Genomic DNA, 26690 nt, shown 5'->3' with positions numbered 1-26690 from the left:
TTCGAAATTTAGGTCAGCCTAAATCCCTCAGCGCGGCGCACCACACTGCGGGCACATCGGCGGACCGGTGTCGGGGAGTGCGAGCCCGCAATGTGGGCACTCCCCCTCGGCGTCGGGACTGGTGATGTCGTCGACGATCTCGTCGGTGGCGTCGCGGATCGCGTCTCTCGTTCCGATCTCGGTGGCGCTGTCTTCCGGTCCAGCCCCACCGTCACGGGCCGCGCGCACGAACCGGGCGCGGTCGGCGACGAACGACGCGTCGTCCTTTGTCAGGTCCGCGATTCTTTCGTCGGGAAGCGACGTGTCGTCGGCCCGGGTCAGCAAACCGAGGGCTTCGAGCGCTCGCCCGCGGACGTAGGTGTTCTCGTCGTCCAGACGCTCGATCAGCGCGTCGCGGGCGTCGGCCAGCGCGGTCGGGTCGGCAGTGCCGACTACGACGAGCGCGGTCGTGAGGTGATACCGGACGAGTTCCGCCTCGTCGTCGAGGTGGTCGGCGAGCGTCGACACCCGATGGGAGAGTCGCCCCGGGTCGCCGAGCGCGACGTGTTCGAGGGCCTTCGCCAGTTTCTCCCGCACCTCGGGTTCGTCGAATTCGAGGCCGATCCGGAGGTCCGCGAGGATGTCGGGGGTCAGCTCCCCGGGACGCGCGGCCGCGACGTACCCCAGCGCCTCCGCACAGCGTGCGCGAACGTAGTAGAACTCCGCGTCGTCGGCCAGTCGGTCGGCGAGGACCGACACCGCGTCCGTCGCGGATTCGGGATCGGACGCGGCGACGGTGACGAGCGCTTTCGCGGTCGTCAACCGCACCGCCCGCTGTTCGTCGTCGAGAAAACCGATCAGCGGCGGGAGCAGTGGCGCGACTGGCGTCCCGTCCTCCACGTACTCCCTCACCGTCCGGACGGAGCCTTTCCGTGTCTCCGGGTCGGCGGTTTGCGCGCGGTCGAGCGCGGTGCGGGCCGCGTCGAACTCGCGAGTCTCGATCAGGCTCGCCAGTCGGTCGGGGGACGGCTGCTGTGCTGAGTCATCCATCGTCGTTCAACGGGGTTGGACGGCGCTACTCCTCCCGGTGACAAGAAAGTACGCCGGACGGACCCGCCCAGCAGTCGCGAATGCGACGGCACACGGGGTCCAGGAGGCCAGTGTTCCGTCGAGAACTATCCGTTGACGATCCGTCTGCGTTCGACGCTGGTCTCGTCGACAGTCGGCTGATCCTGCGTAAGCCGAACCGTCGTAACGGAACACTCTCCCGGGGCGTAGGCCCCGAACCTGTCGACCGGGTCCGCGCCGGCGATGGTCCCGAGGATCGTCGCGATCGGGAAGTCGTGTGTGACCACGAGAATCCGGTCGTCGTCACCGGCCTCCGAACACAGTCGACGCCACCGACCGACGACGCGATGCCGGCCCGCAGTCAGCGTCTCGCCGCTTCGCGGGAGGGGCTGTAGTACGTCGATGTCGGTGCGTGGTTCGTTCGGGCCGTCGGTGAGTGCCAGTTCCTCGTAATCGAGGCCCTGGTACACTCCGGCGTCGCGCGGTCGCCACGCAGACTCGACGGTCGGGCGGGGTTCGACACCCGCGAGACGGACGAGTGCAGCCGTCTCCCGTGCGGCGAGCGTCTCGGCGGCGTACATCCGGTCGAACTCGTAGGTCGACGCCAGCCCGCGCGCGATAGTCTCGACCGACTCGCGGCCGGCCTGGGTGAGCGGGACGGGCGCGTGCCCGTGCAGTCGGTTCTCTCGATCCCATTCGGTCTCTCCGTGTCGTAGCAAAACGATCTCTGTCATGCTGTGGTGGCTGTCGGCGGTGTGGTGATGCGCCGTGGACGCGTCCGGTCCGGCGCTGCTGCCGCAATTGTCTGGTCGGTTCAGGCGGTCGGACTCACGGTCACTCCTCGCGACGGAACGTCGTCGTGCGGCCCCAGCTGGTCGCTTTCCCCCAGAGGCCCGACCGCATACACTCGAGTTCGACGATCTGTGAGTTGTCGACGAATAAATTCACGTTCGGTCCGAAGTTCTTGACGTACCACTCGAACATCTCCGGCCCCGGGGCCTCGAACACGAGATTCTCCATGCCGAGTTCGTTGGCCAGTTCGTAGACCACGTCCGTCCGCCACTCGTGGACCTCCTCGGTGATCCCCTCGGCCTCGACCATCAGGAGGTCCGCGCCGGCGTCGAGGTGGCGCTGTCCCTCCCGAATCGCCATCGACGGGTCCTGCTGGCCCTCGCGCTCCAGGTCGTCCGGATCCGACGCTCCGCCGGCCCCGAACTGGACGTTGATTTCGGGCTTCGGCTTGAGGTCGTAGTCCGCGACCAGTTCGGTCAGCGCGACCAGGTCCTCCGTGTCGATGGCCAGGAAGCCACTGGAGATCTCCACGATGTCGAAGCCCAGCGATTTGGCCTCGGCGACGTACTCCTCGACCTTGTCGTTGTCTCGCACGAGAACGTTCTCGACGAACCCGCCCGTCGAGACCTCGACGTCGTGGTCGTGGCAGATGCCGATCAGTTCCTCGACGGTCTCCCGGTCCATCAGCGCGAACGACCCGCCCGAGAACTTGTAGATGTCGACGTACTGGCCCATCGTCTCCAGGATGTCGCGCAACTCCCGCGGCCCCATCGGATCGTAGTAGGGACCCCGGATCTCGGTGATACCCTTCGTCCGCGGTTTCTCGGGCCGGTCGTTGACGTGCAGGAAGTCGAACGCTCGCTGTGACATGTGCAATCGACCCTACAGCGCCCACCCATTTGTATTTTTAGGTCGGCCTAAAACAAACTGCATTCTTGCGGTTTGCGGACGCGAAGCTGTCGGTGCTAGCGGACGGGGCTGTGGGTGCCGACGGAGGGCGGTGTCCGCGTCAGTGGGCTGGCGTTCGGGGGCGGGACCCGGTCAGTCGAGCAACGCGACCAGGTCGGCGACCGTGTTCGATTCGAGGTTCCTGACCGTGTCGACGATCTCCTCGCGACGCTGCTGGTCGTAGCGGTCGCGGGCCATCGTGTGGAACTTCGCCTCGACCTGTTCCCAGTCCATCGAGTTGTTCGGGTGGCCCTGGAAGTCGTCTTTCCGGGTTTCGAGGGTGGTGCCGTCCGTGAGCGTGATCGTCAGGTTCGCGGGCATCTCGCCGGACTCGAACCGCTCGGTGAGTTCGGGGTCTTCCTCGACCGTGACGGTCCGGAGGAGCGACTGCACGTCGTCGCGCTGGATGCGCTCGGGATCGTACGCGTCGTTGGTCATCTCGCGGTCGATCAACGCGGCCGCGAGCATGTACGGCAACGAGTGGTCGGCCTGGGCCTTCGTCTCGACCTCGTGGCGGTCGCCCTCGCCGCCGCCGATGATCAGCTTCGCGCCGTGGAACGTGTCGAGGTGGATCGACTCCACCTGCTCGTGGTCGAGGTCGTGCTCCTCGGCGAGTTCGATGATCCCCTCGACCGCCGACTGAGCGTAGGTCTCGGCGACGTAACGTTTGGTCATCGTATCGAAGACACGCTCACACCCGGCACTGAGGTCCACGTCGAACTCGCCGCTGACGATGTGTTTCCACCCTTTCTGACCCTCGAAGAGGTTGGTCGGCCCTTCCATACCGTTCTCGGCGAGCAGGCAGGAGTACACCCCGTTGCGGGCCGCGTTCGCGCTGGCGATCCCCTTCCACTCGTTGATCCCGCCAGTCCGGGTCACCCGAAGCGCGTTGTGGGCCGTGCCGGCGATGCCGACCGCGTGGCGGAGCTGTTCGCGGTCGAGGTCGAGAATCGACCCCGATCCGGCGGCTGCGGACAGGACGGTGTGGGTGACGTGATCCCAGCCCTTGTCCCGGACTGGCGCGTTCCAGGCCAGTTCACCCTGGAGTTCGTACGCGACACCGACAGCCTCGATCAGGTCCTGACCCGACGCGTCGACGCGCTCACCGCAGGCGATCACGCTCGCGATGTTGTCGCTTGGGTGGGGCGTCTCCCCCGGCGCGAGGAACGAGTCCATGTAGTCCAGATAGCGCGTCAGGGCGGTGTTGTGCATGGCCGCCTGTGACGGCGACGCACTCCCGGACCGTCCCCACAGGGTGCAGGACCCGCCATCGCTCACGTCCGACACCGTCTCCGCGACGATCTCTACGGGTGCCTCCCCGAGCGCACCGATCCCGATACCCACGGAGTCTAACACCCGTTTTTTCAGCTCCTCGACCACGTCGTCGTCGAACTCGTCGTACTCGACTGCCTGTACGAAGTCGGCGATGGCTCCGGTCGTTGCCATGTTTTTAGGCTAGCCTAAACATTTGAAAAGCGTTTCTGTTTTAGGTCGACCTAAAACGATGTCGGCTCCACGAAACGCTCCGTGGCTTGGCGACGACTACCGAGCCGAATCACGTGAAAAAGTCGGGGTTTCGGGAGAAATCGACGGCGGGTCAGAAGGGGGCCGTGTTCCTCGCCCGTACATCGAGCGTTGAAATCGCCGAAACCGGTAAACAGACCACTACGAAAGGTCACGCCAATGTCCGAATCGTTCACGAATCGAATCGCATCGCGATACAGTCAGCGAGTCGGCGTCTCGCTGGCCGCGACGCTGGCCGTGACGCTCGTGTTGGGCTCTATCTTCACCTACCACGCGGCCAACACCGGAGCCGCGGTGTCGGCACTGGCCGGCACCATGTTCGTCATCGTACTGAACCTGGGTCTGCTGGGCATCGTCCTCGGCGGCAACGTCGGCGTCGAACTCCGGCAGCTGACCGAGGTTGCCGAAGCCATCGAGGACGGCGACCTCGACGTGACCCCGGAGTCGGACCGCCCCGACGAGTTCGGCGAGCTGGCCGAGACCCTCGACGACATGCGGCTGTCGCTGGATTCGGCGTTCGAGGAATCCGATCAGGCTCGCGAGGAGGCCGAACAGGCCCGCGCGGAGGCCGAGCAGGCCAAACGGGAGGCCGAAGAACTGACCGAGACGCTGCTCGACCGGGCCGACGAGATCGGCGACGCGATGACCGCGGCCGCCGACGGCGACTTCACGCGCCACCTCGACGACGAGGCCGACGTGGAGGCCATCGAGCGCATCCTCGTCGCCTACGAGGAGATGGCCGACGGCCTCTCCGTGACGGTCGACGACATCCAGGACTTCGCGGCGGAGGTCCAGCAAGCCAGCGAGGCGGTCGCCGACGACGCCGCGACGGTCGAGGACCTCAACGCCACGCTCGCGACGGAGATCCGGGATCTCGCCGAGGACATCGGTGCGCAGGCCGAACGGCTGGACGCGGCCGTCAGCGAGGCCAACGATCTCTCGGCGTCCATCGAGGAAGTCGCCTCGACGACCGACGAGGTCGCACGCCAGGCCTCGGACGCGACCGAAGTCGGCGAGACGGGCGTGGAACGTGCCGAGCAGGCCGTCGAGGCCATCCGCGAGGTCGAGGACGCCGTCGAACGCCTGGGCGAACAGGTCGGCGCGCTCGACGACCGGATGGACGAGGTGGCGGCGACGACGGACCTGATCGACGAGATCGCCGAACAGACCAACATCCTCGCGCTCAACGCCAACATCGAGGCCGCTCGGTCCGGCGAGGCCGGCGACGGGTTCGCCGTCGTCGCCGACGAAGTCAAGGAACTCGCCGAGGAGACCCAGGACTCCATCGACGAGATCGAGGACATCATCGTCGCCGCGCGCGCGGACGTGGACACCGTCACCGACGAGATGGCGGCGACGAGAGACCGGATCGGCACGAGCGTCGGGAGCGTCACCGAGACCGGCGAGACCCTCGAAGAACTCATCGACACCGTCACCGACGTGGACAGCGCGATGGGCGAGATCGCTCGCGCGACCGAGGACGGCGCGGCCGCCACCGAGGAAGTGGCCGCGACCGTCGGCGACGTGCGCGAAGCGGCGACCGACGTGGCCGACCGCTCGCACTCGCTGGCCGACACCGCCGACGAGACCGCGGAGACGATGCAGGACGTTCGCGGGCGCGCCGACGACCTCGCGAGCCGGACCGCGGACCTCCAGCGCCGGCTGGCGGAGTTCGAGACCCGGAACGTGGACGATACGTCCGACCACGGGATGGGTGGCATGAATCGCACGGCGGCCAACGCGGGTGGTGACGATGATTAGTGCCGCGACGGTCTACGCGGCCAGCGCCGGCGTCTACGCCGTCGTGATCGCGGCACTGGTCCTCTGGCTCCGCCGGATTCCGGAGGCCTACCACAAGTACTGCTACCCGGTGCTGGGTATCGTCGTCATCTCCGGGATCGCAGTGGCGCTCGACGCCGCCGGAATCGGCACCGTCGTCGTCAACGAGTACCCGATCACGATCCCGAGTCTGCTCGGCGACCTCATCGCGTACCCCGCGCTCTGGGCGGTCGCAGCACTGCTCGCCGGCGTCGGCCGGCGGATGCTCGCGATCACCATCGCGCTCCCGTTCGTCCAGCGGGCCTCCTTCACCATCGCCGCGACTACGGGCGGGCTGATCGCGCTGGTGATGCTGGCCGTCCTCGTAGGCGGGCACCTCGTCCTCCTCTATCTCTACCGGAACCAGATCTGGGAGGCGGCACAGTCGGTCTCGGACGAACAGCGCCTCCTGCACTGGAAAGGGCGGAACCTGCTGTTGTTCCTGATCGGGATGATCATCGTCTCGGCGGTTCTGGCGCTGTCCGGACTGTTCGACAACTTCGTCAGCGCAGTCCTGACCCAGTACATGAACCTGCTGATCCGCGCCGGCTTCGCCGGCTTCCTCTTCGCCAACGTCACGAACATCGATATCGGCGACGCGGGTGGCAGCCTCCTCGACGAGATCGGCGGCGCGGGCGACGCCGGCGGTGGACCGACGAACCCCGACCCCGCCGACTGAGTCAGTTCCCGCCGCTCAACGCCTCGTTCAGCCCGTCGACCGGAATCACGGAGTAATCGACCGTGAGCGTGTCCTTGGTCGCTCGGATCTTGCCCACGAAGGTAGAGATGTCCTCGAGGGAGCCTTCGAGGATGAACAGTTCCATGCAGTAGGCGTCGCCGACGTGGTTGTGGACGTTCGACTGGACCAGTTCCTCGTGCTGGTGGCGCAGGTGCATCATCCGCTCCTCGACGCTCGTGGTCTCGTAGTTGAACAGGACGGTGACGACGCCCATCAGTTTCCGGTCCTCCAGCCGACGGTCCTCGAACTCCCCGAGCAGGTTGCGCGCGGCCTCCCTGACGACTTCGCTGCGGCCCGTGTACCCGTGGCCGTCCGCGAACTCGTCGATTCTGTCGAGTAGTTCGTCCGGCATCGACACGCTGACGACGGTCATGCTGTTAACTCAGCGCCGCTCAGCTATTAAGGATTGGTAAGTCCCGAACTACGACCCGTCGTCGAGTGCCTGCCAGGACAGTCGGGGATTCCGGGCCGCTGCGACCTGGTCGATCCGCCGTGCGCTGGTCTCGTGGGGGGCCGCGTCGAGGGTCGCATCCGCCTCGCCGGCGACGGCGTCGAAGGCCGCGGCGAGTTGATCGAGCGTCCGTTTGCTCTCGATCTCGGTGGGTTCGGTCATCAGTGCCTCGCCGACGATTTCGGGCCACTTCGTCGTCGGCGGGTGGACGCCGTAGTCGAGCATCCGTTTGGCCACGTCGGCGGCGTCCTGATCGCCGGCACTCGCGACGAACTCGTGGTGGAACGGCCCGAAGGGCACCTCGTAGTCGACCTGTTCGGCGAGGTAGTTGGCGTTCAGGACCGCCTTCGCACTGGCGTCGGCGAGTCCGGGATCGCCCAGCCGCGCGATGTAGGCGTAGGCCTTGATCAAAACGAGCCAGTTACCCTCGAAGCCGTGGACCTTCCCGACGCTGTGTTCGGGCTCGTAACGTTCGTACCCGGTGCCGTCGGGCCGTGCCCGGACGTGTGGACTCGGCAGGAAGGGGGCCAATTCGGAGTTGACGCCGACCGGACCCGCACCGGGACCGCCGCCGCCGTGGGGCGTCGCGAACGTCTTGTGGACGTTGTAGTGCATGATGTCGAAGCCCATGTCACCGGGGCGAGCGCGCCCGAGCAGGGCGTTGAGGTTCGCGCCGTCGTAGTAGAGCAGACCGCCGGCGTCGTGGACGACCGTGGCGATCTCCTCGATATCGCGCTCGAAGAGGCCGAGCGTGTTGGGGTTGGTGAGCATCAGCGCCGCGGTGTCGTCGCCGACCGCGGCTTCCAGCGCGTCCAGATCGACGCGGCCGTCCTCGGCGCTGGGCAGTTCCACCACGTCGTAGCCCGCGAGCGCCGCGCTCGCGAAGTTGGTCCCGTGGGCGCTGTCGGGGACGACCACCTCCGTCCGGTCCTCGCCGTTGGCCTCGTGGTAGGCCTTCGCGATCAGGATGCCCGCGTACTCGCCGGCCGCACCCGCCGGCGGCTGGAGCGTCACCGCGTCCATCCCACCGATCCGACCGAGGTAGTCCTGCAGGCCGGCCATGACGGCCAGCGTGCCCTGGATCGAGTCGTCCGGCCGGTCCGGGTGGACCGCGCCGTCGGGCAGGGCCGCCACGTCCTCGGTGAACTTGGGGTTGTACTTCATCGTACACGACCCCAGCGGGAAGGGGCCGCTCTCGACGCCGTAGTTCATCTGGGAGAGCCGGGTGTAGTGGCGGGCCAGCTCCGGCTCCGAGAGGGCGGGCAACTCCAGTGAGTCCCGTGTGAGGTCGTCGGGGAGCGGCGAGTCGTCACCGCCCACGTCGACCTCGGTAGTGTCTTTCTCAGACAGCAGGGGTTCGTACCGGTCCCCGGAGTCGGTCCAGCGGGCCTGCTGGTAGCCCAGCGTCCCCGATTCGTCGTCGCTCATGGGGCCACCTCCGCCATCGCCGCGACGAAGCCGTCGAGGGCCGCCGCCGTCCGTTCGGTCACGCAGACCTGCAGGAGGTGTTCACCCACGTCGTGGACCGCGTACCCCTGATCGCGGAGGTCGGCCGCGACCGCCGTGGCGGGCTGGTCCGTCCGGGCCAGGAACTCCCGGAAGTGATGCCGGTCGTGGACCGGTGCCTGCACGCCCTCGATCTCGTCGAGGCGTGCGGCCAGATCCTGTGGATAGCGCACGCAGTCCTCGGCCAGCTCGACCAGTCCGTCCGGGCCGAGCCAGGCCGCGTGGATCGCCGTCCGGAGCGCCACCCACGCCTGGTTCGTACAGATGTTCGAGGTCGCCCGCTCCTTCCGGATGTGCTGTTCGCGGGTCTGGAGGGTCAGCGTGTAGGCTCGACGCCCGCTGTCGTCTTCGCCTGCCCCGACCAGCCGACCGGGCACCTGCCGGAGGTAGTCCTCGCGTGTGGCGAACATCCCCAGTCCCATCCCGTAGCTACGGCCCAGCCCGAGCGTACTGGCGTCACCGATCACCACGTCCGCGCCGACGCTCGCCGGTTCCTCCAGCAGGGAGAGCGCCACCGGGTCCGAGCCGAGACAGAACAGCGCGTCGTGAGCCTCGGCGAGATCGCCGACGGTCGACAGTGACTCCTCGATCACGCCCCGAACTGTGGGGGTCTCGGCGTACACCATCGCCACGTCCTCGCCCATCGTGCCTTCGAGGGCATCGGTGTCGACGGCACCGTCGGCCATCGGATAGGCCTCGACCGTCACGTCGGCACCGTCGGCGTAGTTCTCCAGCACTGCCCGCCGTCCGGTCGCGAGGTGGGCGGGGACGAGAACGCGGTCGCCCGAGACCGACCGGACGCGCTGGGCGAGCGTCGCGGCCTCGCCGAGCGCGGTCGCGGCGTCGTACATCGAGCAGTTGGCCACGTCCAGGCCCGTGAGTTCCACCAGCACGGACTGGTACTCGAAGAGGGCCTGGAGGAAGCCCTGTGCGACCTCGGGCTGGTACTGCGTGTACGAGGTCAGAAACTCCGAGCGGTCGGCCAGGTGGTCGACCAGCGACGGGACGTAGTGGTCGTAGTGGCCGCGGCCGAGCAGTTCGGTGAGGTCCTCGTTGCGCGACAGCGTGCGCTCGATATCGCGACGAACCTCGCGCTCGCCCTCGGGGTCGATGCCGAACGCGTCGTCGAACCGCACGGTACTGGGAATGTCGAACAGCGCCTCCTCGCTGTCGACGCCGACGGCGTCGAGCATGGCCGCCGTCTCCGCCTCGGTGTGGGGTGCGTACGGACTCCCGCGTGTGTCGTTGTCGGTCATGGTAGCTACCGCAGGACGGCGCGGCCGCCCTGTGTCCTTGGGGACTGTTACGGCCGGGCTGAAAAGAGTGTCCCGGTTGGTCACGCCGTACAGAAGTCGATGGCGTTCCGAACGGCTTCCTTCCGACCGATGATCGTGACGTGATCGCCGTGTTCGATGCGGTCCTCGGCGTGGGGGATCCGGTTCTCGTCGCCCCGGCTGATCAGGCCGACGTAACACCCCTCCGGGAGGTCCTCGGCGAGGTCGGCCACGGTCCGGCCGGCCGCCGCGTCGGCCGTGACCTCGATCTCCTGTACGTCGCCGGTCCGGTCGAGTTCGGTCATCCAGCGCGCGATGGCCGGCCGCTCGATCACGTTGTCCATCGACCACGCGACGGACATCCCCGTCGAGATGGCCTCGATATCGAGGTCCTGGAAGGCGTCCTCGTTGTCGGGCTGGTTGACGCGGGCGACGACCGTCGCCACGTCGTAGGTGTTTCGCGCCAGCTGGCCGACCAGCAGGTTCACGTCGTCGCTGGGCGTCGCGGCCGCGATCACCTTCGCGTTCTCGGCTCCGGCCGACCGCAACACCTCCCGGTCTGTCCCGTCGCCGTGTTCGACGCGGTAGCCGTCCTCCCGGAGCGATTCGACCACGTCCTCGTCGAGTTCGACGATGGTGACCTCCTCGCCGCGGTCCTCGAGTCGGTCCGCCAGCGCCTGCCCGATTCGTCCGCCGCCGACGATGATGGTGCGCATCGGAATCACGTCGAGTGCCTGGGCGATGTGACGGGCCAGTCCCCCTTGAAACGCGACGGTCGCGAAGATCACGAGAAAGACCGTGCCGACCAGCGTCGTCGCCACCTCGGGCTGGCTGTCGCCCAGCTGGAGGGCAAACAGCGTCACGACGCTGGCGGGGATGATCCCCCGTGGCCCGATGGCGCTGACGAACAGCCGCTCGCGGAACGTGAACCGCTCGCCGACCGTCGAGAGAAAGACCAGCAGCGGCCGGATCACGAGCGCGACCACGAGGACGACCACGATGCCACCGATGCCGAGCGACCGCAGGTCCGACAGCGAGAGCAACGAGGCCAGCACGACGAACACGAAGGTCAACACGACGAGCGTCACGTCGCCTTTGAACTGCTCGATCTGCTCGCGGTAGGGCAGATCGACGTTGCCCAGCAGGAATCCGGCGCTGGCGACGGCGGCGATGCCCGACTCGGCGACGCCCAGCCCAGCCTCCGCGACGCCGTATGAGACCAGGGCCGCCGCCAGCACCACCAGCCGCGCGTTGCGGGGTGCGTTCTCGGTCGGCAGTTCCAGCCGCGCCAGCAACAGCCAGACGACGCCGGCCACGGCAACGCCCACGAGGACGCCCGCCCCGAGCCGGTAGGCGAACTGCCCGATCAGCGTCGGCAGCCCCTCCCCCTCAAGCAGGAGGTACTCGAACATCACGATGGCCAGGATGGCGGCGGTCACGTCGTTGACGACGCCCTCGGTCTCCAGCGTCGTCGCCACGCGCTCGCGCACGGGAACGACCTCCAGGATCGGCGTGATGACCGTCGGCCCCGTCGCGATCAGCAGGGAGCCGATCAGCAGCGCCAGTTCCCACGAGGTCCCCAGCGCGAACCGGACCACGATTGCGGTCCCGAGGTGGGAGATGATCGCCCCGACCGTCACCAGCCGCAGCGTCTCCCGCGGCGCTTCCCGCAGTCGGTCGATCCGCAACGCGAACGCGCCTTCGAAGACGATGATCGCGACAGAGAGCCCGACGATGGCCGACAGCGATCCCCCGTCGATGGCACTCGGCGTGATCAGCCCCAGCCCCTCGGGCCCCACGGCGACGCCGGCCGCCAGCCAGAACAGGACGCTCGGCACGCTCAGCCAGTCCGAGAACACCTGTGCGGCCACGCCGACACCGACGACGGTGACGACGAGCGCGATGAGTTCTGTCGAAGCGGACACCGGCGTAGTCGTTCGATTCCCGTCACGCCAGCGTCGAAAGTGTTCCGCTCGGTGGGTCTCCGGTTGGTTACGTGTCTAACTACGAAGTATAAACTCGTAACCGCTATATCAAATTGGCAGGGAGTGACGTCGTCGTCGGTAGTCGTGACCGACGGAGCACTGTTTCGAGCTCTGAAACACTGGTTCGGCTCTTTTTGTCTCCCGGGGCCTCCAACCCAGTGCCGGCAGTGAACGTGGCCGTCCCGATACACGCTCCGTGCCGACCGACGGCCCGCTGCCGGCTGGTCCCCCATGAACCACGAGACAGACGACCGCGATATCGCAGACCGGATTCGGACACAGCTTGTCCGGAAACGGCTCGGTCGTGACGACGACGAATAGCACCCGATCCCACCCTGCCCTATCCACCCACCACCCCTCTCGTCACATTTTTCGACGGTCACTACCCGTCGCGTATCATGCGTCCGTGACCGATTCGAGCCAGTCGAACTGGGCGTTCAACTCCTTCCGACGCTGGCGTTTGATCACCGTCGCGTCGAGGACGGCACCCACGACGGCCACGTCCAGCGCGAACTCGGTCGTCGCCGTCACCCGCGTTCCATCGTCCGCGGCGGTGACCTCGTAGGCCGTCCACATCTCGTCGAAGATGCCCTCGTCCTGTCGGTAGGCCAGCTCGGCGTCCGGGCGGTCGACCAGGGTGAGGTCCAGTTCGATGGCGGCGAGACCGAACCCGTTGACGATGGTCATGTCGTCGCCGTCGACGGTCACCTCGTCGAAGCCCGCCGCGGCCATGAACCGCTGTACGTCGGCCATCGCCTCGCGGATGCGTTCCGGCGACGCGTCGACCGTCCGGGAGACACTGACGGAGTCCATGCGCGAGCGTTCTCGACCCACGCCTAATCAGTTTGTGGCGAACACGACCGGCTCCCCGCCCCACTCACGAGAGTGCCGACACGCCCACGTACGTGATGATGCCGACAGCGAGGCCGAGCGCGACCGCGAACGACAGGATGGCCCGAATCGGCGGGCCGCCGGGCGGGAACGAGAACGCGGCGGTAGCCAGGAGCGCACTCCCGAGACCGAAGGCCGTAGCCGTCAGGATCGGATTCCGGACGAAACGGCTGTCCGACGGAAACACAGATGGGCTTCGAGCGATGGGCGCAAAACAGTTCTCCCGACGCGATCAGTCCGAGGTCGGTTCTTCGCCGGCGTCGATCGCACCGAGGGTCGGGGCCTCGTCGTCGCCCAGCGCCGTCTGGACCTTGCCGGCGACGACGGCGAGGACGTAGATCGCGACGGCGACCAGCACGATCACGCCGCCGGCGGTCGCCCCGGCGTAGTAGGCGACGCCGATCCCGAGCAGGACGGCCAGTTCCGCGAGGACGATCGAAACGAGGAGTGATCCGTTGAAGCTCCCCGAGATCTGTGCCGCGCCGGCGACGGGGACGACGAGCATCGCCGCCACGAGGATGACGCCCATGATCTGCATGGCACCGACGACGACGAGCGCGGTCAGCATCACCATCACGCGGTTGTACCAGGTGACGGGAATCCCGGACACCTCGGCGGCCGTCTCGTCGAAGGTGACGTAGAGCAACTGGTTGCGCGTGAGCGCGACCGTCCCGACGATGACGGCGAACAGCACGAGCAGGATGGCGGCGTTCTCCGGCGAGACCGTCGAGAGGTTCCCGAACAGGTACTGGTTGATCCCGACCGCCAGCCCGCCGGCGTTGATGCTGATGAGCGTCGTCCCCAGCGCGAACCCCGTCGAGAGGACGATGGCCATCGACACGTCGTTGTAGGCGTCGGTCGTCTCGGAGATGACCTCGATCAACAGCGCGGCGAGCATCGCCACGACGACCGCCGTCAGGTACGGCGAGACGCCCAGGTCGATCACCGCGTTCAGGAACAGGCCCACGGCGACGCCGGCGAACGCGGTGTGGGCGAGCGCGTCCCCGATCAGCGCGAGCTGGCGATGCACGAGGAAGGTACCGATCAGGGGTGCCATCACGCCGATGCAGAGGCCGACCAGGATCGCCCGGTGGAGGAACTGGTACTGGAGCAGGCCCAGTCCCGTCAGGTCCCACAGCAGGAACAGGAACGCCGACCACAGATCGAGCAGGACGTACAGCGGTGCGAGCAGGGGATCGAGCGGGCTGGCCTGCAGGACGGGAGTCATCCGGCATCACCCACGATGGACGCGGTGGTGCCGAACGCCCGGGCGAGCGCGTCGCTCTCGACGAACTCCGTGGCCGGGCCGTCGAAGTACACCTCGCGGTTGAGACAGACCACCCGGTCGGCGTGTTCGGTCACGGCGCTCAGGTCGTGTTCGATGAGCAGGATCGTGATCCCGCGGTCGTTGAGCGCGTCCAGCAGGTCGTAGAACGCCTCGACGGACTCGGCGTCGACGCCGACGGTCGGTTCGTCGAGGACGAGCAGGTCCGCCTCGCTCGCCAGCGCCCGGGCGATGAACGCCCGCTGACGCTGGCCGCCCGAGAGGTTCGTGATCCGGCGGTCGGCGAAGTCGCTCATCCCGACCGTCGCCAGCGCGTCGTCGACGATCTCCCAGTCAGCGGCCGAGAGCCGGCCGAACCCGACGTGTGGGAACCGGCCCATCTTCACCACCTCCCGGACCGTGATGGGCATCTCCTTCGAGGCGCTGGCCTGCTGGGCGACGTAGCCGATGCGGTCGCCGTCGTCGAACGCGTGGGCCGGTTCGTCGAACAGCCGAACCGTCCCCTCGTCGGGCTGGAGGAGCCCGAGCATCAGCTTCATCAGCGTCGACTTCCCCGAGCCGTTCGGCCCGACGACGGCCACGTACTCGCCCGGCGCGACCGTCAGCGAGACGTTCTCGACGACCGGCGTCGCGGTGTAGCCGAAGTCGACGCCGGACACGTCGATCACCGGCTCGGCGGGGGACTCGCCGTTTCTCGCCGCGGCGTCGCTCGCGGCGTCGGCGTGGCGACCGGTCATTCGAAGTTCCTCCACTCCTCGGCCCAGCCGTCGGGGCCGGCCTCCTCGGGCGCTTTGTTCCCGAGGACGACCTCGAAGGTGGGCATGTTGATGTTGTCCGCGATCTCCTCGTAGCCCCAGTCGTTTCGGACCCACTCCTTCCGGACGCCCGCGTAGGGCGTCACCGGGAAGTACGCCTCGACCTGCGTTTCTTCGAGCAACTGCCTCGCGGGCCGACGCGCCTCGAAGACGCCGTTGCCGATGTAGCGGATGTCGTTGTCCCTGATGAATTCTTTCGCTCTCGTGATGTCCTGTGGCTTCGGGTCGCCGCTGGCCGCGAGGTTCGTGACGAGCGGGCGCATCTGGACGCCGTATCGGACGCCGATGTACTGGAAGGCGTTGTGCGCGGCGAGTTGCACCACTTTCCGGTCGGCCGCGTCGAAGATCGCCTGATAGTCGCTGTCGATCCGGTCGAGCACGTCGGTCTTGTACGACTCGGCGTTCTCCCGGAGCGTGTCCTCGTGGTCCGGCGCAACGGCGACCAGCCCCTCGGTGATGTTGTCGACCGACTGTTTCGCTCGCTGTGGGTCGAGCCAGAAGTGTGGGTCCTTGCCCTGATTGGCTCCGACGCCCTCCTCCTCGCGGTCGAGGCTGGCGGCCAGATCGACGAGTTCGACGCCCTCCCGGACGTTGATCAGGTCCGTCTCGATGCCGTCGCCCTTGATCGTCTCGATAGCCCGGTCGGCCCACGGCTGGAAGTCGGGACCGACGTGAATGAACGCGTCCGCCTCGATGATCTGCCGGGTCACGTCGAAGTTCGGTTCCCACCCGTGGCCGTGGAGGCCGGTCGGAACGAGGTTCTCGACCTCGACGGGCGTCTCCGCGGCGATCTGTCGACCGAAGTCGTAGAAGCTGAAAAACGACGCGACGGCGGTCGTGCCACCCGAGCCACGCCCGTCACCGAGACACCCGGCCACCCCGGCCGTCAGTACCCCCGACCCCGCAACCAGCGCCTGCCGCCGCGAGAGCCGAGACGAGACACCGCAGTTCGAATCGTCCATGACGAATCTAGGGGGTACGTCGAAGTAGATAATAGTTTTGCTCCAAGCTAAATATTAGACGCGTCTAATTCGTTCGAGAGCATCGGCCCCGAATCGACGGGGGACGACGAGCAGCGGCGCTGGGAGTCGGTCCGGGGACGGCGCGGAAAACGGCGAACAAGAACAGTCGAGCGTCAGGCGATCTGGTCGTCGTACTCGTCGGGCGAGAGCAGGTCGTCGAGTTCGCTCTCGTCGTCTACTTCCACGTCGAGCATCCAGCCGTCACCGTAGGGGTCCTCGTTGACCAGTTCCGGGGCGTCCACGAGGTCGTCGTTGACGGCGACGACGGTGCCCGAGACGGGGGCATAGAGGTCCGACACGGCTTTGATGCTCTCGATGACGCCGAAGTCCTCGCCTTTGGTCACCGCGTCACCCTCGGCGGGGAGTTCGACGAACACCACGTCGCCGAGTTCGTCCTGCGCGAAGTCTGAGACGCCGATCCGAACGGTATCCCCCTCGCGGCGCGCCCACTCGTGTGAGTCCAGAAACCGGCAGTCGTCGGGAATCTCGAAGCTCATCTATCCAGAAATGGCAACGCCTGTGTTTGTGCCTTTTTCGGCTCGCCGCGGACGACCACCTGCACGTTGACGCCCGGACTGCGATACTCCACCGGGAGATAGGCCAGCCCGATGGGCTTGTCGAGGGTCGGACTCATCGTCCCGCTCGTGACGGTGCCGATGGCCTCGCCGTCGAGATCCTGGACGGTGTAGCCCTGCCGGGGGACGCCCCGGTCGACCAGCCGGAAGCCCGTCAGCTTCTCCTCGACGCCCTCGGCGTCGACCCGTTCCAGCGCGTCCCGGCCGACGAACTCCGTATCGAGTTTGACCGTGAACCCGACACCGGCCTCGTAGGGGTTGCGGGGGTTGTCCTCGGGGTCGAAGTCCTGGCCCGAGAGGAGAAAGCCCATCTCGATCCGCAGGGTGTCGCGGGCGCCGAGGCCGCAGGGCTGGCAGTCGAACTCGCGCCAGACGGTCTCGACCGACTCGGTGGGGACGATCAACTCGAACCCGTCCTCGCCGGTGTAGCCGGTCCGGGCGATCAGGCAGACGACGCCACCGACGGACGCGGTGATCGCCGAAAACCGCGAGAGGTCACAGATCGCCGTCCGCTGGCTCTCCGCGACCGGATCGAGCAGGCGCTCCTCGGCCTCGGGTCCCTGGAGCGCGAGCATGGCGTAGTCGTCGGTGCGGTTCTCGACGGTGGCGTCCAGTCCCCACTCGTCGCGGTGGTCGACCCAGCGGTCGTACAGCTGCTCGTCGTGGCCGGCGTTGGGGATGAACAGGTAGTCCGCGTCCCGATCCGCGGGGAGGTCGTAGACCACCGTGTCGTCGAGGATCGTCCCGTCCTCGTCGGTGATCATCGCGTACTGTGCCTGTCCGGGGTCCAGCGCGGTCACGTCGTTGGTCGTGAGCCGCTGGAGGAGGCGCTCGGCGTCCGGGCCGGACACCTCGATCTCACCCATGTGCGACACGTCGAAGATACCGGCCGAGTCGCGGACCGCTCGGTGTTCGGTTCGGATCGATTCGAATTCGACCGGCATCTCCCACCCGCCGAAGTCCGTGAACTTCGCCCCCCTGTCCTCGTGGACGGCGTGCAGGGGCGGCGTGCGTCCCGTCATACCAGTACCCGCCCCGCCCAGCGACCTAATTCTTCCCCTGCCACACGCGATCCCGGACTGCGAACGTCGCCGGGAGGACGGGGCCGACCCACGCACGTGAACGGTAATCTACATGTATCGGTGCCACGGAATCCGACCCATGTCACGGGATGTCGTGGTTACTGGAGTGGGGGCAGTGACGCCGGTCGGTACGGACGCACCGGAGACGTGGCGGTCGCTCCGTGCCGGCCGGAGCGGCGCAGGACCGATCACCCGGTACGACCCGGCCGACTACCCGGGCGAGGTGACGTTCGCCTGTGAGGTCGGCGACGACTTCGACGAGCGGCCGCGAGTCGACGCCGAGAAGATGGCACGGTTCACGCAGTTCGCGGTCGCCGCGGCCGGTGAGGCAGTCGCCGACGCCGGACTGGACCCGGGCGGGGACGACTGGGAGCCGTTCGACGTGGGCGTGAGCGTCGCCAGCACCGTCGGCGGCCTCCCGGCGTTCGAGGAGGCCGTCGAGTCACGGCGCGACCGCGGGGCAGTTCCGTCCCGGTTACCCGCGGTATTCCAGCCGTCGCTGGCGGCCGGGAACGTGAGCATCCAGTTCGAGGCTCGCGGGCCGAACCGCGCGCCCTGTACCGCCTGCGCGTCCGGGACCCACGCCATCGGCGACGCCGCCAGAGACGTTCGGACCGGCCGGGCCGACGTGGTCATCGCCGGCGGGACCGACGCCGTCGTCACGCCGACGGTCATGGCGGGTTTCGAGTCGCTCGGTGTCCTCAGCACCCGGACCGACGACCCGGCGGCCGCCGCCCGGCCCTACGACCGGGACCGCGACGGTGTCGTCATCGGCGAGGGCGCGGGCGTCCTCGTGCTGGAGGCCCGCGAACACGCCACACAGCGAGGCGCAACGCCGCTGGCCGAGATCTCCGGCGTCGGGATGAGCGGCGACGCGGCCGGCGTCTTCCGCCCCCATCCCGAGGCCGCGGGGTTGACGGCCGCGATGGAGGGGGCACTCGCCGACGCCGGCGTCGACCCCGCGGCGGTCGACCACGTGAACACCCACGGTACGGGGACACGACTCGGCGACGAACACGAGTGCCAGGCGCTGAACCAGGTGTTCGACGCCGTCCCGCCGGTCACGAGTACGAAGTCGGTGCTGGGCCATCCACAGGGCGGTAGCGGCGCGGTCGAAGCGGTGGCGACGACCCTCGCCATCCGGGACGGGACGATCCACCCGACGCTCAACCTCAACGCACAGGACCCGGCGTGTGACGTGCCCGTGGTGACCGAGCCCCGCGACTGCGAGGTCGACGCCGCGATGAGCATCGCCGCCGGATTCGGCGGCACCAACGGGAGCCTCCTGTTCACGGCACCGAACTGACCCACCGGCGTCCGGCGGTTCGGTCAGTCGTCGCCGGCGGTCGGCTCCCCGTCCTCGTGAACTGGCTCCACGCCCTCGGGCAGGTCCGGCACGTCGCCGGTGTCGTGACTCCCCGTCGGCGGCAGGTTCACCTCGGCCGCCGCGGACTCGCTCAGGTCCGTCTCGTCGTCGATGGCCTCCATCTCGCCGTCCGCGTCGCGGGCGTCCTGGTCGATCCGCATCGAGCAGAACTCGACGCCACACATCGAGCAAAAGCGGGCCTCCTTGTAGTTGTCTCCGGGCAGCGTCTGGTCGTGGAAGTCACGGGCGCGTTCGGGGTCCAGCGCCAGGTCGAACTGCCGCCGCCAGTCGAACTGGTATCTGGCCTCCGAGAGGGCGTCGTCCCAGTCCCGAGCGCCCGGCTTGCCCGCGGCAACGTCGCCGGCGTGGGCGGCGATGCGGTAGGCCGCCAGCCCGTCGCGCACGTCCTCGGCCTCGGGCAGGCCGAGGTGTTCCTTGGGCGTGACGTAACACAGCATCGCCGCGCCGGCCCGGGCGGCCTCCGTCGCACCGATGGCGCTCGTGATGTGATCGTAGCCCGGCGCGATGTCGGTCACGAGCGGACCGAGCAGGTAGAAGGGCGCGCCGTCACAGACCGCCTGCTGGCGCTCGACGTTGTCGGCCACCTCGTCCAGGGGAACGTGGCCCGGGCCCTCGACCATGACCTGCACGTCGTGGTCCCACGCGACCCGCGTGAGTTCCCCCAGCGTGTCCAGTTCCGCGAACTGCGCGTCGTCGCTGGCGTCGGCCAGCGACCCTGGGCGGAGACCGTCCCCCAGCGAGAAGGTCACGTCGTGTTCGGCGAAGATCTCACAGATGTCATCGAAGTGGGTGTAGAGTGGATTCTGTTCGCCGTTCTCCTCCATCCACTGGGCGAGGATGGAGCCGCCCCGCGAGACGATGCCGGTCTTCCGGCCGTCGGTCAGCGGGAGGTGTTCGGCCAGCACCCCGGCGTGGATCGTCTGGTAATCGACGCCCTGCTCGGCCTGTTTCTCGATCACGTCGAGCAGGAGTTCGGGGGTGAGGTCTGCCACCTCGTCGACCTGCGTGACGGCCTCGTAGATCGGCACCGTCCCGACGGGCACGGGCGAGTGGGCGACGTTGGCCTCGCGGATCTCGTCCAGATTCGAGCCGGTCGAGAGGTCCATCACCGTGTCCGCGCCGTAGTGGACGGCGGCGTGGAGCTTTTCGAGTTCGCCGGCGAGGTCGCTCGTGGTCTCGCTGTTGCCGATGTTGGCGTTGACCTTCGTCGCGAACTCCCGACCGATGATCATCGGATCGAGCGCGTCGTGGCCGTGGTTGGCGGGGATCACCGCCTGGCCCTCGGCGACCTGCTCGCGGACGAACTCCGGATCGCGATTCTCCCGGTCGGCGACCCGCTCCATCGCCGGCGTGACCTCGCCGGCGCGAGCGCGGGCCAACTGCGTCGGTGGCATCGACCACTAGATGATATTACTAGGTGATAAGCCTTGCTCCGACCGCACAGACGCGTCGCTGGAGCCGGGAGCGCGGCGGGCGAGAAGGGGGCGGGTTAGACCGCGAGGTACGAGGCGATGGTCTCCTCGTCTTCGAGGTCGGTCGCGCCGAGTTCGTCCACGATGGTGCCCCGTTCCATGGCGTAACAGCGGTCGGCCATGTCGCGGATCACAGAGAGGTTCTGTTCGACGAAGAGGATGGTGGTGCCCAGGTCCTCGTTGATCGCGCGCATGTCCTCGCTGATCTGGGCGACGATGGAGGGCTGGATGCCCTCGCTCGGTTCGTCCAGCAGGAGGAGGTCGGGGTTGGCGACCAGCGCCCGCGCGATGGCGAGCATCTGTTGCTGGCCGCCGCTCATGGTCCCGCCGTTCTGGTCGCGGCGCTCGTCGAGGATCGGGAAGTAGTCGAACACGTCCTCGTACAGCAGGTCCGACGAGCCCTCGTTGATCGACTCGCCCATCCGGAGGTTCTGCTCGACGGTGAGGTCGGGGAAGATCTCCCGCCCCTGTGGGATGTAGCCCATCCCGGAGCGGGCGCGTTCGTGTGGCGGCGTCTCGGTCACGTCGCGGCCGTCGAACCGGACGGTCCCCTCGTCGGGTTCGACGAGCCCCATGACGGTCTTGACCAGCGTGGTCTTCCCGACGCCGTTTTTCCCCATCACGCCGACGATCTCGCCCTCCTCGACGGAGAGGTCGACGTTCCGGAGGATCGGGGTCGAGTCGTAGCCCGCCCGGACCCCGTCGAGTTCAAGCATCGGTCTCACCTCCGAGGTAGATCCGCTGGACCTCGGGATCGGCTTCGATCTCCTCGATGGAGCCCTCACGGAACGTCTCGCCCTGGTGGAGGACGGTGACGTGGTCGGCGATCTCCGCCACGAAGTCCGTGTCGTGTTCGATCACGACGAACGCGATGTCGCGGTCCGCGTTGAGCTGGGTGATCCGGTCGGCGATCTCCTCGCGCTCGTCGACGGACAGTCCCGCGACGGGTTCGTCGAGCAAGAGCAGATCGGGGTCCAGCGAGGCCGCCATGCCGATCTCCAGTTGCTGTTGTTCGCCGTGGGACAGCGCCGACGCCGCCACGTCGGCCTTGGCGGAGAGCCCGGAGGCCGCGAGCGCGTCGGCGATCCGCTCGTCGCGCTCGGAGCCCGATGCCAGCCGCTGGATCGGCAGGCGGACGTTCTCGCGGACCGTGAGGTCCTCGTAGACGCTCGGCACCTGGAACTTGATACTGAGCCCGTGGCGGATGCGCTCGTGGGGGTCCAGCCCGGTGATCTCGTGGCCCTTGAAGTAGACCTCGCCGTCGGACGGGGACAGCGAACCGGTGATGAGATTCAGCAGAGTGGACTTGCCCGCGCCGTTGGGCCCGATGAGACAGCGCAACTCGCCGGCCTCGACGCCGAAATCCACGTCGTCGATGGCCGTCAGGCCGCCGAAGCGCTTGGTCAGCCCCTCGGTCTGGAGGATCGTGTCGGTGTCGACACCCGTCGCCAGCTCCGCGCTGGTCTGTTTGACCGCGGGGTCCATCCCGTCGGCGGTGTCGCTCATTCGACCACCTCCCCGGTCGGCTCGGTCGTGTCGTCGGTGTCGCCCTCGCCGCGACGGTCACCGATCCAGGACACGAGGTCCCGGAGGCCCGGCACGAGCCCTTCGGGCAACAGGAGGACGATCACGAGCAACAGGATCCCGTTGATCACGAACGCCCAGTCGCCGACGTTGACCGAGAGGAACAGGCCCAGCCGCTCGATGAAGATGGTGGCGACGATGGGGCCCAGCAACGTCTTCCGGCCACCGACGGCCACCCAGATCACCGGCAGGGAGGCCGCGGTCAGGCTCAGCTCCGAGGGGCTGATGTAGTTGAAGTACGTCACGTAGAGGACGCCGCTCAGTCCGGCCAGGGCACCCCCGAAGGTGAAGACGGTGAGCTTGACGCGTTTCACGTCGTAGCCCAGCATCTCCGTGCGGTCCTCGTCCTCACGGACCGCGACCATCACGCGGCCGTAGTCGCTGTTGAGCAACACGCGGAGCCCGAGGTACGTCAGCAGCACCGCGAGCAGGGCCGCGTAGAACAGCGTGAAGTCGTCGAAGACGAGGAACGGCTCCCCGATACCGAGCGCCAGGTCGGGGATGCCCGGCATCCCGTTGAAACCGCCCAGTGCGGCCTCGCCGATGGTCCACTCGTCACCGGCGGTCTGGTCGAGGAAGGTCTTCAGCACCAGCACGACCACCAGCGTCAGGATCGTCACGTACACGTCGCTGACGCCGCCGTAGAACATGAAGTAGCCCAGCACGGCCGCGAACAGGGCCGCGATCCCGACGGCCACGACCAGTCCGGCCATCGTCCCGAGCGGGCCGGTGACGTTGATCGCGACGATGCCGTAGGTGTAGCCGGCCACGCCGAAGAAGGCGACCTGGCCGAAGCTCAACACGCCGGTGTAGCCCCAGACGACGGCCAGGCTCAACGCCAGCAACGCCAGCGAGAGGTACTGGGACATGTTCGTGACCGCCGACGGGAGCATGTACAGCGGGAAGAACACGAACAGCAACACCGCGACGCCAAAGAGGGACCAGAAGCGCCGGGAGTTGCCCATCGTGTTCGGTCCGTGCAGGGCCGCCGCGAGCCGGCCGAGCGGCCCGCGGGACGCCGTGTCGTCGCTCTCGACGGCCATCTCACTCCACCTCCAGCCGGCGTTCGCGCAGCCGTTCGACGAGACTGCTCAGTCCCTCCGGGATAAACCGGATGAGGACGATGGCGACGATCAACAGCGCGATGCGACCGGCGAACGTCCCGTAGACGTTCGAGAACAGCGTGTCGACGATGCCGAGCAGACCGCCCGACAGCAGGGTCCCGACGACTACCGACGAGCCACCGACGACGACGGCGACGAACGCGTCGACCAGGAACGCCGCCCCGAGGCCGGGCTCGATGCTCAAAAGCGGCGCGTACAGCGCGCCGGTCAGGCCGGCGAGGCCCGACCCGAGCGCGAACGTCGTCATGTAGGTCCGTTCGGTGTTCACGCCCAGCGACTGGGCCATGGACTCGTTCTGGATCGTCGCCCGGGCACGCATCCCGTAGTCGGTCCTGACGAACACCAGGTAGAGCGCGACCAGCACCAGCGCCGCGACGCCGGCCAGCAGGACCTGGTAGAGGCCGATCGAACTGTTCCCGTAACTGAGTTCGCCGAACGGGATCGGCACGCCGCTGAGGGAGTTCCCGAAGTAGTTCCGGAAGGTCTGGACCATGATGAGGCTGAGCCCCCAGGTCGCGACCATCGAGTCCAGCAGGCGGTCGTACAGCGGCGTGATGACCGGATGCCCGACCGTGCGCTCGGCGATCCAGTTCGGGATGGCCCCGGAGATGATCGTCCGTTCGACCAACAGGCCGAACAGCGCCGTCACGAGTGCGGCGAACAGCATCGCGCCGATCAGCCGTCCGAGTCCGGGCAGTGCGTCGATGGGCAGGAGCGGAATCCCGCCGTTGTAGGCCAGGGAGGTCGCGAACGCCCCGACCATGATGAACTCGCCGTGTGCGAGGTTGATGACGCCCATGATCCCGAAGATGATGGCCAGCCCGGTCGCCGCCAGCACGATGGAGGCGAAGTTCGGGAAGAACTGGACGAGGAGATCCAGGCCGACGGCCATCCTACCCCGCCTCCTCGTAGTAGTCCTGTGGCGTGTACTGGGTCTCCTCGTCTTTGCTCGTGAGGTCACAGCCGACCGTGTCCTTGAGGAAGGTCTCGTCGATGACCCGGTCGTCGACGGCCTCGACGTTGTGTTCCTCGTCGGCCCGCATGACCCACATGTGGTGGTTGACGTGGTGGGTCTCGGGCACCAGTTTGATCTCCTCGCCGTCGGGCGCTTCCGGGGCGGGGTAGGTGATCCCCGACTCCAGGGCCGCCTTGACCTCCTCCTGGTCGGTCGTGCCGGCCTGTTCGACCGCCCGCTTGTACATGTAGATCGAGAAGTAGTTGTTCTCGGCCTCCTCGTTGAGGTAGGGCGCGTCGGGGAACTTGTCGTAGTAGCGGTCGACGAAGCCGCCCTCTTTCGTGTTGCGGTTGGTCGGAATCTCCTCCATGTAGTTGACGCCGGCGTAGATGTTCGACATGGCCGGCGGGTCGAGCCGCAGGTGTTCGTACCCCTGGGCCATCGCGGTCGAGGTCCCGATGGGGATGTCCAGTCCGGCCGAGGCCTTCTGTTTGTAGAAGGAGGTGTGGTTCGACCCGACGAGCATCGACATCACGAAGTCGGGGTCGGCGTCCTGGATCCGGCTGATCGTCGAGGAGAACTCGGAGTTCGACAGCGGGATGAACTCCTCGCCGATCACGTTGGCGTCGTTCTCGTCGGCCAGGACCTTCACCCAGTCGGCCGAGAGCTGGCCGAAGTTGTAGTCGGCCGCGATGGTGTAGATATCGGGCCCGTACTCCTCGACGAGGTAGGGCAGGACGATCCCGAGTTGCTGGCGGGCGGTCGGCCCCACCGCGAACACGTTCTTGTCACAGACCCCGCCCTCGTACTGGGTCGTGTAGAAGTACAGCTGATCGTTCGGATCGATTGCCGGCTCACGGATCGTCTCCCGGGTCGCGCTGGAGTAGCCGGCCCACAGCGCGTCGACGTCGCGCTGGTTGATCATCCGCCGGGTCAGCTCCAGGTACCGCTGGTTGTTCGACTGCGGGTCGGGGTCGAAGTACTCGATCTGTTGCCCGTTGATCCCGCCGTTGTTGTTGATCTCCTCGATGGCGAGCAGACTCGCCTTGTGTTTCGGCGATCCGACCAGCGCGAAGTTACCCGACTGGTCCTCGAGGATGCCGAGCTTGATCGTGTCGCTGCTGCCGCCACCCATCAGGGCACACCCGGCCAACCCCGCCGTCGCGATACTGGCACCACCGGCGAGGAACTTCCGGCGGTCGACGCGTTTCGTCACGCCGGTACACCCCCGTAAAGACGAGCGTCCATATCGGACGCGAATAGGTTCGTGTTGTAACCAATACTTCCGCAGTTTTCCGAATATATGTCCACCATCGTTCGACGTGAGACTGTGATTGACACTTGCTTATAACAGTTTCCAAATGGGTATTAATTCTCTCCAGTTACTGCAATATTGTATAAGGATCAGCCCCATACAGTCGCAATATACTCCTGAATTTCCGAATTACCACAACAATCGGTCAAAAATGGATTCAGGAATCGGGAATGATGAGATAACACTGGTTGCCGGATTGAAAGGAGGGGTAACGAGGGGGTGTTCGAGGGAGAGAAACCGCCACTGGCGGGCGGGTTAGAACAGGACGGGACCGACGCCGAGCAGCTCGTTCGTGACGAGCAGGCCGCCGATGACGAAGCTCGCGCTTCCGGCGAGGAGTTTCAGTGCCGACTGGAGGCGGGTGGTCAACACCGAGCCCCACAGGTACGACAGGACGCTCATCGTCACCACGGTGATGATCGAGAACGACAGCAGGAGCGAGAACGAGGAGGGGACGGTCGACGCGCTCGCGGCGAGTGCGACGACGATGGCCCCGCTCCCGGCCAGGCCGTGGACGACGCCGACGAGGAAGGATTCGCCGTCGACGTGCGTGTGGAAGGAACCGATGGAGACGCTCCCGAGGGTGACGTGGGCGTGTTCGTGGCCGTCGTGTTCGTGGCGTTCGACGGTGAGCAGGCCCGCGACCTCCAGCAACATCCGGAGGCCGAGATACACGAGGATCAGGCCGGCCAGTACCTCGAACGCCAGCGTGACGGATTCGGGGAGCGACGCGCTGAGGAAGACGAACACGAGGCCGACGGCGATGATCGGGAGGGAGTGCCCGACGCCCCAGGACGCGCCGACCACGCCCGGGCGGTCCGTCTTTCGGTCGTCGACGAGCGTCGAGATCGCGGCGAGGTGGTCGGCCTCCAGCGAGTGCCGGAGCCCCACCACCGCGCCAGTGATCGCCGCAGCAGTGATTGCCATGTGTCCGGAGACGGCCCACCGGCGTGATTAATCCACCGATCCGCCCAAAATCTTCGTCGATTTTCCCGCCGAAAACCAGACGGTTTCGTCGTTCTTCCAGCCCGAAGAACACAAACGCACATGGAAACGGGACAGATCCGCGCAAGATGGAACTCTCGGCGGACCGGCAACG

General features: G+C 67.2%; 25 protein-coding genes. 3 read left to right on the top strand and 22 right to left on the bottom strand.

The annotated features are described in order from the left end of the window. Positions 1–27: 27 nt before the first annotated feature. The 4 genes from ACOZ4N_RS01900 to ACOZ4N_RS01885 all read right to left on the bottom strand — a co-directional run bounded on the left by ACOZ4N_RS01900 (position 28) and on the right by ACOZ4N_RS01885 (position 4233). Positions 28–1029 (bottom strand): HEAT repeat domain-containing protein, encoded by a 1002-nt coding sequence (locus tag ACOZ4N_RS01900; RefSeq protein WP_424018233.1) that lies wholly within the window; start codon positions 1027–1029, stop codon positions 28–30. Positions 1030–1154: 125 nt separating this feature from the next. After that, the gene (locus ACOZ4N_RS01895; RefSeq protein ID WP_424018232.1) at positions 1155–1781 is read right to left on the bottom strand and encodes a histidine phosphatase family protein; all 627 of its coding nucleotides are present in this window, start codon (positions 1779–1781) and stop codon (positions 1155–1157) included. A 100-nt stretch (positions 1782–1881) separates the two neighbouring features. Further along, entirely contained in the window at positions 1882–2709 is an 828-nt protein-coding gene (locus tag ACOZ4N_RS01890; RefSeq protein WP_424018231.1) for a phosphosulfolactate synthase, read from the bottom strand. A 171-nt stretch (positions 2710–2880) separates the two neighbouring features. Beyond that, entirely contained in the window at positions 2881–4233 is a 1353-nt protein-coding gene (locus ACOZ4N_RS01885) for an MmgE/PrpD family protein (RefSeq protein WP_424018230.1), read from the bottom strand. Between the two features lie 237 nt (positions 4234–4470). On the opposite strand from ACOZ4N_RS01885, the gene ACOZ4N_RS01880 reads away from it, so the two are divergent. Both ACOZ4N_RS01880 and ACOZ4N_RS01875 read left to right on the top strand, forming a co-directional pair. Then, the gene (locus tag ACOZ4N_RS01880) at positions 4471–6072 is read left to right on the top strand and encodes a methyl-accepting chemotaxis protein (protein ID WP_424018229.1); all 1602 of its coding nucleotides are present in this window, start codon (positions 4471–4473) and stop codon (positions 6070–6072) included. After that, positions 6065–6808: a rhodopsin gene (locus ACOZ4N_RS01875; protein ID WP_424018228.1), complete on the top strand. Its 744-nt coding sequence runs from the start codon at positions 6065–6067 to the stop codon at positions 6806–6808. The genes ACOZ4N_RS01880 and ACOZ4N_RS01875 overlap by 8 nt, the downstream gene beginning before the upstream one ends. A gap of 1 nt (position 6809) precedes the next feature. Here the strand turns inward: ACOZ4N_RS01875 and nikR are convergent, their stop codons facing one another. The 11 genes from nikR to gcvT form a co-directional block, all read right to left on the bottom strand. Further along, positions 6810–7241 carry a nickel-responsive transcriptional regulator NikR gene (gene nikR / locus ACOZ4N_RS01870; protein ID WP_424018227.1) on the bottom strand — a complete coding sequence of 144 codons (432 nt, stop codon included), beginning with the start codon at positions 7239–7241 and terminating at the stop codon, positions 6810–6812. A gap of 48 nt (positions 7242–7289) precedes the next feature. Then, on the bottom strand, positions 7290–8747 hold the full coding sequence (gene gcvPB / locus ACOZ4N_RS01865; protein WP_424018226.1) for an aminomethyl-transferring glycine dehydrogenase subunit GcvPB: 1458 nt from the start codon (positions 8745–8747) through the stop codon (positions 7290–7292). Next, positions 8744–10081 (bottom strand): aminomethyl-transferring glycine dehydrogenase subunit GcvPA, encoded by a 1338-nt coding sequence (gene gcvPA, locus ACOZ4N_RS01860; protein WP_424018225.1) that lies wholly within the window; start codon positions 10079–10081, stop codon positions 8744–8746. Before gcvPA ends, gcvPB begins: the two co-directional genes overlap by 4 nt. Before the next feature lie 80 nt (positions 10082–10161). Then, positions 10162–12024, bottom strand: coding sequence for a cation:proton antiporter (locus ACOZ4N_RS01855; RefSeq protein ID WP_424018224.1), 1863 nt, complete (start codon positions 12022–12024; stop codon positions 10162–10164). Positions 12025–12480: 456 nt separating this feature from the next. Further along, on the bottom strand, positions 12481–12897 hold the full coding sequence (locus ACOZ4N_RS01850; RefSeq protein WP_424018223.1) for an SRPBCC family protein: 417 nt from the start codon (positions 12895–12897) through the stop codon (positions 12481–12483). Positions 12898–12961: 64 nt separating this feature from the next. Continuing rightward, positions 12962–13162 (bottom strand): hypothetical protein, encoded by a 201-nt coding sequence (locus ACOZ4N_RS01845; protein ID WP_424018222.1) that lies wholly within the window; start codon positions 13160–13162, stop codon positions 12962–12964. Between the two features lie 45 nt (positions 13163–13207). Beyond that, entirely contained in the window at positions 13208–14203 is a 996-nt protein-coding gene (locus ACOZ4N_RS01840) for a metal ABC transporter permease (protein ID WP_424018221.1), read from the bottom strand. After that, positions 14200–15012, bottom strand: coding sequence for a metal ABC transporter ATP-binding protein (locus ACOZ4N_RS01835; RefSeq protein ID WP_424018220.1), 813 nt, complete (start codon positions 15010–15012; stop codon positions 14200–14202). Before ACOZ4N_RS01835 ends, ACOZ4N_RS01840 begins: the two co-directional genes overlap by 4 nt. Next, positions 14994–16037 (bottom strand): metal ABC transporter substrate-binding protein, encoded by a 1044-nt coding sequence (locus ACOZ4N_RS01830; protein WP_424018219.1) that lies wholly within the window; start codon positions 16035–16037, stop codon positions 14994–14996. The genes ACOZ4N_RS01835 and ACOZ4N_RS01830 overlap by 19 nt, the downstream gene beginning before the upstream one ends. Positions 16038–16210: 173 nt before the next feature. Continuing rightward, entirely contained in the window at positions 16211–16594 is a 384-nt protein-coding gene (gene gcvH, locus ACOZ4N_RS01825; protein ID WP_424018218.1) for a glycine cleavage system protein GcvH, read from the bottom strand. After that, positions 16591–17694, bottom strand: coding sequence for a glycine cleavage system aminomethyltransferase GcvT (gene gcvT, locus ACOZ4N_RS01820; protein ID WP_424018217.1), 1104 nt, complete (start codon positions 17692–17694; stop codon positions 16591–16593). Before gcvT ends, gcvH begins: the two co-directional genes overlap by 4 nt. Positions 17695–17833: 139 nt before the next feature. Between gcvT and ACOZ4N_RS01815 the strand changes: the two genes are divergently transcribed. Beyond that, complete coding sequence (locus ACOZ4N_RS01815) at positions 17834–19060, top strand: beta-ketoacyl-[acyl-carrier-protein] synthase family protein (protein WP_424018216.1); 1227 nt, start codon at positions 17834–17836, stop codon at positions 19058–19060. A gap of 23 nt (positions 19061–19083) precedes the next feature. On the opposite strand, the gene thiC is transcribed toward ACOZ4N_RS01815, so the two are convergent. From thiC to ACOZ4N_RS01780, 7 genes are all read right to left on the bottom strand, one after another. Beyond that, positions 19084–20535 (bottom strand): phosphomethylpyrimidine synthase ThiC, encoded by a 1452-nt coding sequence (gene thiC, locus ACOZ4N_RS01810; RefSeq protein ID WP_424018215.1) that lies wholly within the window; start codon positions 20533–20535, stop codon positions 19084–19086. Between the two features lie 95 nt (positions 20536–20630). After that, positions 20631–21329 (bottom strand): ABC transporter ATP-binding protein, encoded by a 699-nt coding sequence (locus tag ACOZ4N_RS01805; RefSeq protein ID WP_424018214.1) that lies wholly within the window; start codon positions 21327–21329, stop codon positions 20631–20633. Next, on the bottom strand, positions 21322–22119 hold the full coding sequence (locus tag ACOZ4N_RS01800) for an ABC transporter ATP-binding protein (RefSeq protein ID WP_424018213.1): 798 nt from the start codon (positions 22117–22119) through the stop codon (positions 21322–21324). The genes ACOZ4N_RS01805 and ACOZ4N_RS01800 overlap by 8 nt, the downstream gene beginning before the upstream one ends. Continuing rightward, positions 22116–23240 carry an ABC transporter permease subunit gene (locus tag ACOZ4N_RS01795; protein WP_424018212.1) on the bottom strand — a complete coding sequence of 375 codons (1125 nt, stop codon included), beginning with the start codon at positions 23238–23240 and terminating at the stop codon, positions 22116–22118. Before ACOZ4N_RS01795 ends, ACOZ4N_RS01800 begins: the two co-directional genes overlap by 4 nt. A gap of 1 nt (position 23241) precedes the next feature. Then, positions 23242–24213, bottom strand: coding sequence for an ABC transporter permease subunit (locus ACOZ4N_RS01790; protein WP_424018210.1), 972 nt, complete (start codon positions 24211–24213; stop codon positions 23242–23244). A 1-nt stretch (position 24214) separates the two neighbouring features. Continuing rightward, the gene (locus tag ACOZ4N_RS01785; protein ID WP_424018209.1) at positions 24215–25492 is read right to left on the bottom strand and encodes an urea ABC transporter substrate-binding protein; all 1278 of its coding nucleotides are present in this window, start codon (positions 25490–25492) and stop codon (positions 24215–24217) included. A gap of 354 nt (positions 25493–25846) precedes the next feature. Continuing rightward, positions 25847–26518, bottom strand: coding sequence for a high-affinity nickel-transporter protein (locus ACOZ4N_RS01780; RefSeq protein ID WP_424018208.1), 672 nt, complete (start codon positions 26516–26518; stop codon positions 25847–25849). Positions 26519–26690: the final 172 nt, after the last annotated feature.

This window comes from Halorientalis pallida, from assembly GCF_049605515.1.
Classification (GTDB): Archaea; Halobacteriota; Halobacteria; order Halobacteriales; family Haloarculaceae; genus Halorientalis; species Halorientalis pallida_A.
This window is presented reverse-complemented; position numbering and strand designations above follow the sequence as displayed.